This window comes from Mycobacterium sp. OTB74, assembly GCF_029892685.1.
In the GTDB taxonomy this organism is placed as follows: Bacteria; Actinomycetota; Actinomycetes; order Mycobacteriales; family Mycobacteriaceae; genus Mycobacterium.
The window spans coordinates 104,630-116,495 of sequence record NZ_JARXVD010000022.1; the positions used below are offsets into that span (position 1 = coordinate 104,630).

13 protein-coding genes and 1 pseudogene are annotated in these 11,866 nt (G+C 62.4%); 3 read left to right on the plus strand and 11 right to left on the minus strand.

Features of this window, described 5'->3' with window-relative positions:
* Positions 1-59: 59 nt before the first annotated feature.
* The 5 genes from M2432_RS24130 to M2432_RS24150 all read right to left on the minus strand — a co-directional run bounded on the left by M2432_RS24130 (position 60) and on the right by M2432_RS24150 (position 3,817).
* Entirely contained in the window at positions 60-1,451 is a 1,392-nt protein-coding gene (locus tag M2432_RS24130) for a phage/plasmid primase, P4 family (protein ID WP_280829366.1), read from the minus strand.
* Complete coding sequence (locus M2432_RS24135; RefSeq protein WP_280829367.1) at positions 1,448-1,930, minus strand: hypothetical protein; 483 nt, start codon at positions 1,928-1,930, stop codon at positions 1,448-1,450. The genes M2432_RS24130 and M2432_RS24135 overlap by 4 nt, the downstream gene beginning before the upstream one ends.
* Positions 1,930-2,199: a DUF6011 domain-containing protein gene (locus M2432_RS24140; protein WP_280829368.1), complete on the minus strand. Its 270-nt coding sequence runs from the start codon at positions 2,197-2,199 to the stop codon at positions 1,930-1,932. Before M2432_RS24140 ends, M2432_RS24135 begins: the two co-directional genes overlap by 1 nt.
* Complete coding sequence (locus tag M2432_RS24145; RefSeq protein ID WP_280829369.1) at positions 2,196-2,399, minus strand: excisionase family DNA-binding protein; 204 nt, start codon at positions 2,397-2,399, stop codon at positions 2,196-2,198. Before M2432_RS24145 ends, M2432_RS24140 begins: the two co-directional genes overlap by 4 nt.
* A gap of 248 nt (positions 2,400-2,647) precedes the next feature.
* Positions 2,648-3,817 carry a site-specific integrase gene (locus M2432_RS24150; RefSeq protein ID WP_280829370.1) on the minus strand — a complete coding sequence of 390 codons (1,170 nt, stop codon included), beginning with the start codon at positions 3,815-3,817 and terminating at the stop codon, positions 2,648-2,650.
* A 271-nt stretch (positions 3,818-4,088) separates the two neighbouring features.
* Here M2432_RS24150 and M2432_RS24155 point away from each other — a divergent pair, with 271 nt between their 5' ends.
* Together M2432_RS24155 and M2432_RS24160 are read left to right on the plus strand one after the other, a co-directional pair.
* Positions 4,089-4,433, plus strand: a complete 345-nt coding sequence (locus M2432_RS24155; protein WP_280829371.1) for a hypothetical protein — start codon at positions 4,089-4,091, stop codon at positions 4,431-4,433.
* On the plus strand, positions 4,430-4,696 hold the full coding sequence (locus M2432_RS24160; protein ID WP_280829372.1) for a hypothetical protein: 267 nt from the start codon (positions 4,430-4,432) through the stop codon (positions 4,694-4,696). The genes M2432_RS24155 and M2432_RS24160 overlap by 4 nt, the downstream gene beginning before the upstream one ends.
* A 99-nt stretch (positions 4,697-4,795) precedes the next feature.
* On the opposite strand, the gene M2432_RS24165 is transcribed toward M2432_RS24160, so the two are convergent.
* Entirely contained in the window at positions 4,796-6,997 is a 2,202-nt protein-coding gene (locus tag M2432_RS24165; protein ID WP_280829373.1) for a hypothetical protein, read from the minus strand.
* A gap of 279 nt (positions 6,998-7,276) precedes the next feature.
* Complete coding sequence (locus tag M2432_RS24170; RefSeq protein WP_280829374.1) at positions 7,277-7,600, minus strand: hypothetical protein; 324 nt, start codon at positions 7,598-7,600, stop codon at positions 7,277-7,279.
* A gap of 507 nt (positions 7,601-8,107) precedes the next feature.
* Between M2432_RS24170 and M2432_RS24175 the strand changes: the two genes are divergently transcribed.
* Positions 8,108-8,524 carry a hypothetical protein gene (locus tag M2432_RS24175; RefSeq protein WP_280829375.1) on the plus strand — a complete coding sequence of 139 codons (417 nt, stop codon included), beginning with the start codon at positions 8,108-8,110 and terminating at the stop codon, positions 8,522-8,524.
* A 998-nt stretch (positions 8,525-9,522) separates the two neighbouring features.
* On the opposite strand, the gene M2432_RS24180 is transcribed toward M2432_RS24175, so the two are convergent.
* The 4 genes and pseudogenes from M2432_RS24180 to M2432_RS24195 all read right to left on the minus strand — a co-directional run.
* The gene (locus M2432_RS24180; RefSeq protein ID WP_280829376.1) at positions 9,523-10,161 is read right to left on the minus strand and encodes a hypothetical protein; all 639 of its coding nucleotides are present in this window, start codon (positions 10,159-10,161) and stop codon (positions 9,523-9,525) included.
* Positions 10,162-10,171: 10 nt separating this feature from the next.
* Complete coding sequence (locus tag M2432_RS24185) at positions 10,172-10,459, minus strand: hypothetical protein (RefSeq protein ID WP_280829377.1); 288 nt, start codon at positions 10,457-10,459, stop codon at positions 10,172-10,174.
* A gap of 5 nt (positions 10,460-10,464) precedes the next feature.
* Positions 10,465-10,746, minus strand: a complete 282-nt coding sequence (locus tag M2432_RS24190) for a hypothetical protein (protein ID WP_280829378.1) — start codon at positions 10,744-10,746, stop codon at positions 10,465-10,467.
* A gap of 533 nt (positions 10,747-11,279) precedes the next feature.
* Positions 11,280-11,866, minus strand: a pseudogene (locus tag M2432_RS24195) (WD40 repeat domain-containing protein); the annotation flags it as partial.

An 11,866-nucleotide genomic window follows, 5' to 3' on the forward strand; every position in this document is an offset into this window, starting at 1 on the left:
AAATGTATGACGGATAATGTGCGCGCGCGTAGGGGGAACTAATAAATGCGTCACATGCGTCACGGTTCGACCACCTTCAGGCCGATTCCTTCTCGCCATCGGCCATCACGGGCCTTGTCGGTGACCGGGTAGCCCTTGATATCGAGCCGCTGCCCGAACTTCTTCTGCGATATCTCGGGCGCGCCATCCGAGACGCGCCAGGCTTGCCAGGCGTCGAACAATTGCCCCGTGGTGGCCTTCAGCGCCGGAGAGCTGGTCACACATTCGTCAGCGATGAACCGGGCCACCGCATCCGAATCAGCGCGGTAAGCGTCAGTGCTGGTCAGCACCGCGTCTGGTTCGGCCAGACCGATACGTCGATACTCAGACCACCCTGCGATGCACCACGCCAACACTTCTTCGGCGGCCCGTTCAAGCCGTGCCGGTAATTCGCCGTCGCGCTGGTCCTCGGGCACCACGACGTCCCACGGCACGACGCGAATACGGCGCCACACCGCCGGGTCGTCACCCGATACGGCCGGCAGATGGTTGGTCACCAGAACGGCCGTGTGGGACGGCGTGAACTCGATGAAATCCTGCCGCATCCGGCGGGCGCGAATGGTATCGCCACCGGTAAGCCGCTTCATCGTGGCTTCGGCGAACCGCCGCCCCTCATCTGTCTCGGACACGACGACCAGGCGCCTACCCATCAGGTCCATCTCGCCAGTCGGATGACCGCCCTGCCGGTGCAAGAACAGTTCCGGTTCGGCGGTGCACGCGTAATCGCCTAGTGCCCAACAGAATGCGCCGTAGGCGGTGCCCTTGCCATTTGCGCCCGTGCCCGTCCAGATTGACAGCACGTGCTCGACGACCTTGCCCAGCAGCGCAACCCCGGCGTGCCGTTGCACGTAGCCGCGCACCTCATCGACAGGCAGCACCGTGGCGAGGAACTCCTGCCACGGACCAGGGTTAACGTTCGTCTCGTAGGCAGCCCGGCATATCTTGGTGAGCCGGTCGGCCGGATCGTGCCGCGACAACTCCATAGTTCGCAGGTCGAGTGTGCCGTTGGCGACGTTCAACAGGTGTGGGTCGGCATCGAGGTCACGAGCGGTCGCGGCGAACGGTTCTAGCGCGGACGCCAGGTCCAGAACCCCGGCCACCCCGGCCGCTGATTCACATCGCCGGACATCTGCGCGTAATTCTTTGTCGCCCAACGATTCCGCGAGCGCACCACGTAATACATCGACTACCGCGCGTTTAGCTGCGCCCATGTCGTCGTAAACCCACCGAGTGCCGTCCCAGTAGTGCCAGCCAATCGCGTGGACGTGCAACAGGCGGTCGCGATGTTGCGCGGCGAGCCGGTAGGCCATCCGCAGTTGCCCGGAATGCTGCGGGGTGTCCACAGTGGCGCACACCGTTTCGGGGTAATCGGGTGAGTCGGCGGAATAGTGCAGCTCATCAACGAGGCTCATTCGTCACCACCTCGCAGGACGCCGAGCCGGTCGGCGGTTGCGCGCACCCGCTCGGCGGCGGTGGCCGCCAGGTGGGTCAGGTCAGCCTCTGCGCTCGTCGCTGCCGATGCCGTGAGCGCGGCGCCGAACGATTCGCATTGCCGCCGAAGCGATTCCGCGACCAGCACCGTGGCATACGAGCGGGCTGACTCCGGTGCCGATCCTGCCGTGACCGCACTGTTGAGCCAGGTAGCCAGCCGACGGTCGTACCGGCCGAGGTACCGCAGCTCGCCGGCCACCAGCACCGGGTCGGCTACCACGTCGCGCCGAGCGAGGTCGCAGCACGCCGAGAACACAACAGCCTCGGGGCCGCCCGCATCGTCGAAATCGTCCGCTGTCACCAGCTCGACCAGCGCCGTCACAACGGGCACCGGAGCGTATAACAGGGCACCGATAAACGCGGTAGCTGTGTCGGGTTGAACTCCAACGGGACGCGTCATTAGCGCACCGCCTTCGCCGCACATTTCGGCCCGATGTGGGCTCCGACCGACCTCTCAGTAGACAGCGCATGCCCGCAGACGTTGCAGGGCACCGTAATTCGGTATCCGAGCGCCCACAGCTCATTGAGTAGCCGCTGTTCGTGACGCTCGTCGGCGGCCGGTGCAGCGTAGCCGTCTTCGGGCCGGTAAGCGGTAGAATCAGTCTCACTGGTGATGCTGTTGCGGAAGGCCCGGTGCTGTGGCGGTGCCGGGCTTTTTCGTTGGGTCATGCGGCACCGCCGAAGGGCTGCATAGCGGCGTCAATCTCGTTGAGGTCAAGCCGGACGAGGCGGCGACCGTTGCGATATCCCGTAAGGCGCCCGTCGGCGATCATCTGGCGCACGGTTCGTTCGGTGACGCCCAAATACTTGGCCGCTTCGGCGAGCTTCACGTAGCGCCGTCGGGTTTGTGATTCGTGAACAGCAGGCAAGACAGTCTCCCAGAAAGCAAGATGCGGAGAGCGTGAGCGCAATTCGCTGGCCCCTCCGCAATCAGGGCTTCGCGATGCTGCTCGACGTCTCTCCGCCTGGAAGACTGAGGCCACCTGAGCCTCCGCCGTTTTCGCCGTTTGGGAGCCTTTACCGCCTGGGCTCAGGTCTCCTACTTTGGCTAGCCACCACAGAATAGACAAAGCTTCCGTCAAACGTCGGTTCGCTCACTTTGGGCGTGTCGCCGGGGTCAGCCGTCCTCTGCCATCTTGCTTAACTGCCTTGCAATTTCGCGGTCTCGGCCTTGCGCGGCCCACTGATAGCGCATCGCGGCGGCCGGGGAGCTGTGCCCCAGTCTCGCCATCAACTCGGCCAGCGTCGCACCCGATTGCGCAGCCAGGACAGCACCCGAATGGCGAAGGTCGTGGAACCGTAAATCCTTGCGCTTAGCCACTTCTCGCGCCTGGTAGAAGTGGCGGTTGAATGCAGACGGTTGAAGGTGTGCGTTCTCGTCAGTGAATGCCGGGAACAACAGCTCATCGCGGCCCTTGCCGACATGCCGGCCCAGGTGCTCCTCGAGCATCGGCACTAAATGCGGCGGCACGTGAACATCGCGGATGCCGGCATCGGATTTCGGCGACCCGACGTGGTACGTCCCGCCGACACGGACAGCCTGCCGCGTGATGTGCACAATCGCGCCACCGTCGTCGGCGAACTCGATGTCGCGGCGGCGCAGCTCGACCAGCTCACCGAACCGAAGCGCGCACCAGGCCGCCAGAGCGATCATCGGCCGCAGCCGCGGCGGCTCCATCGCGCTGATCAGAACCCGCAGCTCGTCGAGGCTCGCGGGCTTCGTTCTGGACGCTCGGCGTGCAACGCTCGCGCCGGTGATTTTGCAGGGGTTGGCCGCGATGATGTCTTGCCGCACAGCTTCATTCAGGATGGTCCGCAGCAGCGAATAGCAGTGCGCTCGCATCGCATCCTTGCCGGGCAATAGCTTTGCGTACCAAATGCGTACAGCTTCCGCGCTGATGACATCGAGGCGCGAATCGCCGAACTGCGGCACGAGGTAGGTATCCAGAATCATCGCGTAATGGGCACGGGTGCGGGGGCGGATGGGCTTGCCGCGCACCATGCGCGTATCGAGAAAGTCGGCTGAGTAGTCACGGAATGTCGGCACCGGCTCGCTGTCATTGTCGGCGTACGGACTCCATAGGCCGCGGTCAATCTCGCGGCGTCGGTCGGTCAGCCATGCTTCGGCGTCGATCTTGTAGGCGAAGGTGCGTGGGGCCTTGTGGATGGCGCCGTCGGGGCCGGTGTAGTTGGCCTGCCATCGGCCTGTGCGGCCGGGCACCTTGGTGGGCAATTGGCGAATGCTGCCGAAGCTGCGCTTACCCTTGCCGGCCATTGCAGTACCCATCGTTTGCGGAATATTTGCAGAATGAATCTACCCTGTGTTCCGCTTGGCTCCGCTTAACGCGTGTGGTACTTTCGGCTGTGTTGCCTGGTAGATGAGAGTTTTTCCAGGTGAACGCCTGAACTGCCGGACCGTGGGGATAGATAGTTCAATCCCAGTATCGCGCACCACGTTTGACCTGCGGTTTCTCGCTAGAACACCTGGTCACATGCCAGATACGTGCCAAACGATGTAGGCGCCTCCGATCGCGATTCGCGTGACGAGAGGAACTGCCATGGTCACCGACTCCCCCACCACACCCGCAGTCGCACTACCCCTCGGCGCTGAGTTCGCCGGCGATTGGGAACACGACGATCCCGGTATCTCGGACGTCCAAATCCGCCATATCACGTCACCAGAGCTGCGCATCACCGACAGCCCAGTAACCGTCTTGGTCAGTGCCATTCAGCGAGAAGACGGCGCCATGATCGACGCGGCTATGTGCATCAACTTGGGTGACCACTCGCTGAACGCGGCGCAGTGCCGAGAGTTGGCCGCCCACCTTCTGGTGTTGGCGCCGCTGCTGGATGCCTGGAGCCAGGGCGCGATCGATGGCGAGGAAGCAGAATCAGGCTCATGACCAACGAGGGCGCGGGAGACCTCCCGCAGATTCACGTGGACTTCAATCCCGAGCATTCAGGGATACAGTTCGATGACAACGGCACTCCCATTTTGGCTTACCGAAGCGGGTGCACGACGAAAGCCCGAGACCAGCACGGGAGGCCAATCCCAGACGGTTGGGTGCTGCACACGGCCGACAGCGACGAGTACATCGTCGGCAATTACGACCTGACCGACGTCGATCGGGCAGTCGAAGCCGCACGTCTCCACCTCGCCCGCTGAGCGCGGTTCCCGGTTCCCGGGCAGTGGGTTGGGAACCGGGAACCGGGCGTAAACGGGAATCGCGCACCACGGCCGGGCCGCGCGGGTGGGCCAACGAGGTTATTTCGCCGATCCGGCCGTGGTGCGCGACTGTGTTGCGATTGAATCTGTTTGCGGTCGCTGATCTGGCGGTGGACCGCAGAGCCACTGCTGGTAGGTGTCGTGGCGGAATTGGTATGCGATACCAGTCACGCGCAGGAGTCCGGTCTCTCGGGCCCATTCCAGAAGTCGGGCGGGTCGGCGCGGGAACTTGCCGGTGAAGCCGAATAGGAGCGAGGCGATCGCGTACCGCCCGCTGGCGACAGCCGACAACGAGGCGAACAGGAGCGCCAGCAGTAGCCCGATTGCGAGCCCAGCTATTGCCGCCGAAAGCCAGGGATGCCAGTCCTTCAGCAGGGCGATTACAGACGGGTGGAAGTCTATGGAGTGGAAGCCCACAATCTTTCCGTCAGGCCCATATTCAAGGACTGCTCTGCGGTACAGGTAGTCGTCCTTCAAATACCTGTAAAGCATGAAGGCCGTCATGAACGTTGCAAAGACCGCGAGCCAGACGAGCCCGCCTATGAGCGCGGACACAAGGTCGTCGTGGATTACTCGGTCTGCGTCTTGTCCGAGCGCAAGACGCTCTTCCGAGGTCGTTTCGAGCCCGCGTACAAGTCCGAATACAAGCGCCACCGCGAACGACAACGCAAGAAACCACGCCAACACCGCTGTGTCGATGCTGCCGTCCCCCCGAAAGCACAACGCCAACGCCACGACGGCGGCCAGGAGTCCGACCGTGAGCCCACGCTTGAGGCCTCTGCGCCATCTCGATCGGCCGGGAACGCGCCATGCAAAGCGTCTTGGAACTCCGTTACCGCGCCAAGCAAAGCGTCTGGCAGTTCTGGAACGCTGTAGCCCAATGTCGGCTCGGACGGCCGCGAGCCCGTACCACAGGCCGGTCACGACACCGGCCACAGCACCAATCCCGAGGCCGAACCAGATCGCGAGCATCACATGCCCGGTATGTCGCGCGACCACCATCGAAACCACTACCGCGACTCCGGTCGCCAACCATGTGAGCCCGCCGAGGACGGCGTGCAGGGCGCGGCACGTGCGCGTTCCGGCTAGCTGCCAGATTTGGTCGAGCGCGATCTGACTGCCACCGGAGTGCTCAGTGCGCCGCTGTTCGAGTTGTTGGGCCAGTGCGCGCAACCACCGTTCGACATGTTCCTCGGTGTAATCGCGGGTGCGCCCTGTGTCCGATGTGGCGTCAACAGCAGCCGGGATCAGGGACGCGAAGAGTAGTTCGCGGATGTCGGCGGTATCGCGGCACGCCCCCAACTCGACGGCCGTCTTGGACCCGCCGCGCCCTAGGGCCGTGGCGGCCAGGCTGAGCAGCCACGGTGTACGCAAGGCAGTGGCCAGGACCCCGCTGGGTGCTTGATCAAGCTGATCAGTGACCGGAGCCCAGACCGCCTCGGCGATGCCGAGCCCCTCGCGATATCGCTCAAGATGGAAGTAGATGTCCTCTGCCGAAAAAGGCTGCAGCGTCACAGTTATCGCATAGTGCAGACCGGCAGCGGGGCGAAGTTCGCAGATCGCTGCGTAGACCCTGCTGCGGCAGGCGACCACGACCGCCCTGCTTCGCCACGGCGATCTATTGAGGCGCTCTAATGCCGCGCCGGCCAGCACTGGTTTGGTGTCGGGTGCGTCCATTTCGTCAAGGCCGTCGAGGACAGGAAGGATGCGGTCGGTGTCGACCATTGCGCGGGCTACCCGCGGGTTCAGCCCATAATTGATGGCCAATTGGTTGGCCAGCCACCTCGTCAAATCGGCGCTGCCGTCCCAGCCGGCCGCATTGACGCGGACCGGCACCGGTTCGTTGGCGCGCACAGATTCTGTCAGCGTTTTGCGGTGATCCAACTGGTCGAGCACGAAGTGAACAAGCGTAACGGTCTTCCCGGCACCCGGCTCCCCTTGTACGACCAGCCGCCGTGAATCTTGTCGCCGGTAATACGGGCCGATGTCGGCGAGTGTGCCGGCTTCGTCGCTTGCTGCCAACCACGATCGGGCCTCGGCCCGAAATTCAAGATCGTCGATAACCATGTTCCGGCCGCCGCCGAGCTGCTCACTAAGGACCGTTTCCTGGTCCCATACCGCGAGCGCAAGCTTGTCGGCATTGGCGTTCAGCGCCGTTTCTGAGATGTCGGGCCGCGCCTCGCGCCAGAGCCGCTTGGCGAGACCTGCTGCGAGCTTGTGAAGCAGCTCAACGCCGATCACAAGCTTTCAGCCTTCCACCGGCCCGGCCGCTGCGTGGCCTGGTTGAACACACGGGCGCCCCAGCGAGCGTCGGTATCCGCGCGGTTCATGCCCGCCACGATCACAGCAGATGGGCTCAACCGTCACGAGTAGCGCGCTACTCATTTCTTTGTCTCACATCGATGGGCGGCCCGAAGCATCTCTCGTCGTGTCGCGCTTGCTACGACTACTCCCGCCCATAAATTCTCAAAATCATCTCATTTGTGACATTGCGTGAAATTCAGAATGAGAATGTGACACCTAGTTTGAGAACTGACAGTCGACCATTTTCAGCACCCACGCCGGCACCCAATGCGCCACGGTCCTGCGTTGCAAGCCGAAGGCAATCGGATATGTCACGAGTCCCCACCACTGGCCCTTGACGCAGCGGCCCCAACAGGTGAGCTGACCCTGGACGACCGTGTGCATCTGTAGGCCGCCGGGTTGATAATTGTCGCGGTGGTACGGCTGGCGGGGAAACAGCGCAGCTAGGTCGATTTGCACGGTGCGCGGTGGGTCGACGCGACGGAAGCAGTCCTGAGTCGACTGCCGACCGGTGTCGACGATCGACGGCAAGTCACCCACTGTTCGATCATACGTTCGATGGAACCGAACGGGCGCTGGCGCCCAAAGAAGTTTTGCGTGACATCGACACCATCGACCGCGAACTACGACTGTTGTCGGTAGCCCGTGCCACCCTGCGACAACTCGGCGCCGTCGGGACTACCACCACGGCCGACCGACTGATCGATGAACGCCTGAACGCTTGCCGGCGGGAGGGCGGAACCCGACGTGTGCACCTAGGGTCAGGGGCATAGGCGAGGCGGAGCCCGCGCCGATCAAGACCTACAGCCTTGAAGAGGTCGCGGTAATGATCCTGCCGCCCGATATTGGCAACGCCGTTCGTTGGCTCGGTAAACAGATTCGCTCGGGTAGAGCACCGGCGTACAAGGCTGGCCGCTCGTGGCGGATGACCCAGCAAGATGTCGAGGACTTCATTGCCCGGCCGTCAGACGTGGCTGCAAGGTAAACGCCACGTGGCCTAGTACACAAAAGGGAACAGGGCGAGCGAAGGCCTTATACACTTCTCGCATGGCGGATGACGATTATGAGCCCCGCTACACACCCGGTAGGAAGTATGTAGGTTGGAGACCTGTTTGGGGACTTCCATGGAACCTTATTAGTCACCTCTCAATTGGAACACGGGAAGGTTGGACCGAACAGGAACTCGAGCGACCAGTTGTCCTGTTTTACGATATTGGGGTTATGTTCGCGGCGCTAGATCGTGAGGGTCCGCCAGTCGCACTGGTGGTTGAACACCTCTCAGAGGGTGACTTTGCCGCCCTATTAGCCCGTGAAGATTTCAAAAACGTTCCTATCTTTTTTGACGATCCGCACAATCGCTGGCTGCCGAGCAACGTTGACTTGCCTTCGAATGTTTATCGGTACCCCGAGGGATTCTATCTGGGTCTGCCTAAGTTCAAGCGAGCTGTACTGGACCGTCGATGAATAGCAGGGTCTGGCACGCGTGGGTAGTTGATGACAACTTGGTCGATTCCAAACGAACTAGTAACACCCTGGATGAACTTGGCTTTGAAGTAGTCGCCCTCCATGCAGAGGATGCATTCATCCGCAAGGTCGAGGAGTCTGTACGTAGCAAGGATTTCCCCGATCTTGTCGTATTGGACCTGCGGCTTCCGTGGTCGAGTTCTGAGCAGTTAGCAGATGACGCGCTAGCTGACGGACTTCGGTGCGTGCGCACTCTTCGAAGCAGGCCTGGATTCGCGCATACGGCAGTCTTGATTTACAGTGCATTCGTAAAGCACGAATTGGTCGAAAGTCGGCTACGCGAATTTAAATTAGCGCACGTAATCGACAAGCGCAATCCGGAGGACTTGACCGTCGTGGTATCCAACTTATTCCCTAATACCCTTCAGACTCCGAAATCACGTGCAGGAAGGACAGCCCGCTGGGCTGAAGCGCACTTGCTTCGGATCAGCGCAATCGTAGCGGCAGTATCGGGCATTGGTGGGTTCATTCTCTGGGTGTGGCATCAGTTCCACTGACGCTGGCGGTGGGGCGTTCGACACCCAGGTCACTTTCGAGCTTTTCGACGCGTCGCCGCGCACCGCTTCATGATTGGGTGGCTACAAACTGGCCCCTTTGGGACGGAACGCCTAGAGGCTCCAATCTCACCGGGGCGCACCTCGAACACGCCGACCTCTCCAAGGCACATTTGGACACAGGGGTAAACCTCAGCAACATCGTCTACGACAAGTCAACAACATGGCCTACGGGATTTCAGCCCCCACCTAGCCAGTCCAATTAGCTTAATTAATTAGTACGATACGGACACGTTGGCGAGATCAGTCGGCTCTTGGTGTCAGCCGGGCCTTTTCGGGGCAACCCTAAAAAGGCGACGCGCTGATCAGATACCCCGGTTCTGAAAATGGGGCGCATTGTGCGCGGCCTGCCCTACGGCTACGCGCTGCAGCCGAATTGGCCATCTACAGGCTGGTATTTTGGTCCGCTCCACGCGCCGTATTAAGCCGTTGGCACACCGGGCAACGGAACTTGGACGCCGTGGTCTTCACGTAGAGCTTCGATCCGCACTGGCCGCATTTGGCGGACCGACGTGGCGTCCCGTCGGCGGCTGGTGGCGGCGTGTCAGCGGCTGGTGGCGGCGTGTCAGCGGCCGGACTCGCCGTCGGTTTGGTCAGTAAGATCGCGCCGACGAAAGCGACAACCACACCGACGAAACCGACGTATACCGCGATACCGAGAGCAGCCTCGATGCCCCCTTTAGATGAGTCCACGGTTCCGTCGAGCCCAACTGGGTAGAGGGTGCGCGACTCCGTGTCGAAGACAACGCTGACCAGGTATGCCGCGCCGAGGAGACATGCCCCGATCGGGTTAGACCACCGTTTTCCCGACCCGGTACTCGTGCTGGTGACATATCCGGCAATGCCGATCGCCAGGGCGCAGACGAGCAGCCACCAACCACCGTGCTGAACAAGGGTGTTTTGTTCGACGAACCGGAATCGGCCGGTTGGCTCGCACAGCGGCAGGAACGTCGACAACGCCATGATCGCCGCGCCAGTGCACGCTACGCCGAGACCGAGCGGATTTCGGATGGTGGTGGCCATGGTGTCCCTTCTATGGATGGCTGATGGTCTCGACGGTGTGGCATTGCCAGCACTCAAATTCGTGCGCGTTGATGGGCACGTTCTGCACCGCGTTGCAACGGACACACTTGGCGGCGAACATCCCCGACGGCGCCTCAGGCAGCTCTGGCTTCGCCAATGCCGTGATGGCAACGCCGATTAGGCCTAAGAGGGCTCCGGCGATGAAATAGTTGGTGGGGTTGAGGTTCTTTCGTTGCGCGATGACCGCGCAGATGACACCGCAGATCAAACATGCGGCGATCAATTCAACTAGCGACATTGCACTTAGCAGCCGAGGTAGACGTGGGCGTCGATAGCGAGGTCTGAGGCGGCGTGCTCCGATACGCCTCGGTCGGACTGGACCATCTGCCTCAGCGCGGGGTTTCCCATGGCTCCGGCGTTGTCGCAGACCTTTGTGCCCTCGGAGCACAACTGTGCGTCTGTGAATGGGTGGCTGAAGTACTCACCATGAAGGTCGTTCAGGTACTGGGTGCTATCAGCGTGCGCTGTCCCGGGAAACGCCAGAGCCAACACTGCAGCGGCCGCGACGGTGATGACATTGCGCATGTTTGCTCCTATGGGCTGCGCTGATGTGGGCAGCTGAATGTAACCGGGAGCGGCGCGATCTGGGCAGCTTTTGCTCAACCGTCAGCAGTCGCCGGACGTGATTGGTTTCCCTTCCGGGCCATCAGAAGTGGGACAGTTGTGCTTGCGAGCCCTGAGCCTGTTTGAGGTTGATCGCGTCGATCAAGTCCACCGACCGCAAGGAAGGCACTCGCCCCCGCGGCGAAGTCGCAAAACAACAGCGCCGGGCTGGACTCGAACCATAACTTCAGTCGTCCCGGCCACCGGACATCACGTCCTCGAAGCTGTTCACCAATCCGGCACCGGTCCACGACGGAATTTGAGACACCTCGACCAAGGCCACGGGGACACGGCGGAGCTCATCCTCTATCTCAAATGTGGTCTGATTCGAAACAACCTGGGGTCGCACAACTCCGCACGCGGCAGAACGATTCTGCGATTTCCGCTGAACCTGCCGACCACCCCACGAACGTCACTACGAATGCGGCCCGCTGCGCGGTTTCGGTGGGGAATGTCTAGTCCGGCGCGACCGGGAGGTCCGGGCAGAGCTTGATGTAGTCGATGTCGGGCGACACCCATTCTCGCCACTGCTTGTGGCTCATGTTGGTCGTGAGCTTGGCGCACATCACCGACGCGGGGTCGGGGTACGTGGGCCACACCCGCAGCGTCATGTCGTAGCTGCCGGAGACGATGCGCTTGCCGTCGGGGCTGAACGCCACACTGCTCACCCCGCTGGTGTGGCCGGTCAACGGCTGCCCGATCGGCTGTCCGGTGCTCGCGTCCCACAGCCGCAGCGTGTCGTCGGCGCCGCCGGAGACGATGCGCCGCCCGTCGGGGCTAAACGCCGCCCCGTTCACCCCGCTGGTGTGGCCGGTCAACGGCTGCCCGATCGGCTGTCCGGTGCTCGCGTCCCACAGCCGCAGCGTCTTGTCGGCGCCGCCGGAGACGATGCGCCGCCCGTCGGGGCTAAACGCCGCCCCGTTCACCCCGCTGGTGTGGCCGCTCAGCGGCTGCCCGATCGGCTGTCCGGTGCTCGCGTCCCACAGCCGCAGCGTCTTGTCGGCGCCGCCGGAGACGATGCGCCGCCCGTCGGGGCTAAACG

Bases quoted from the DNA above. Each gene is read 5' to 3' on its own strand.
- M2432_RS24140 (WP_280829368.1), bottom strand. From the start codon at position 2,199: ATGACCCAACGAAAAAGCCCGGCACCGCCACAGCACCGGGCCTTCCGC.
- M2432_RS24155 (WP_280829371.1), top strand. From the start codon at position 4,089: ATGGTCACCGACTCCCCCACCACACCCGCAGTCGCACTACCCCTCGGC.
- M2432_RS24175 (WP_280829375.1), top strand. From the start codon at position 8,108: ATGGCGGATGACGATTATGAGCCCCGCTACACACCCGGTAGGAAGTAT.
- M2432_RS24180 (WP_280829376.1), bottom strand. From the start codon at position 10,161: ATGGCCACCACCATCCGAAATCCGCTCGGTCTCGGCGTAGCGTGCACT.
- M2432_RS24150 (WP_280829370.1), bottom strand. From the start codon at position 3,817: ATGGGTACTGCAATGGCCGGCAAGGGTAAGCGCAGCTTCGGCAGCATT.
- M2432_RS24130 (WP_280829366.1), bottom strand. From the start codon at position 1,451: ATGAGCCTCGTTGATGAGCTGCACTATTCCGCCGACTCACCCGATTAC.
- M2432_RS24135 (WP_280829367.1), bottom strand. From the start codon at position 1,930: ATGACGCGTCCCGTTGGAGTTCAACCCGACACAGCTACCGCGTTTATC.
- M2432_RS24160 (WP_280829372.1), top strand. From the start codon at position 4,430: ATGACCAACGAGGGCGCGGGAGACCTCCCGCAGATTCACGTGGACTTC.
- M2432_RS24185 (WP_280829377.1), bottom strand. From the start codon at position 10,459: ATGTCGCTAGTTGAATTGATCGCCGCATGTTTGATCTGCGGTGTCATC.
- M2432_RS24190 (WP_280829378.1), bottom strand. From the start codon at position 10,746: ATGCGCAATGTCATCACCGTCGCGGCCGCTGCAGTGTTGGCTCTGGCG.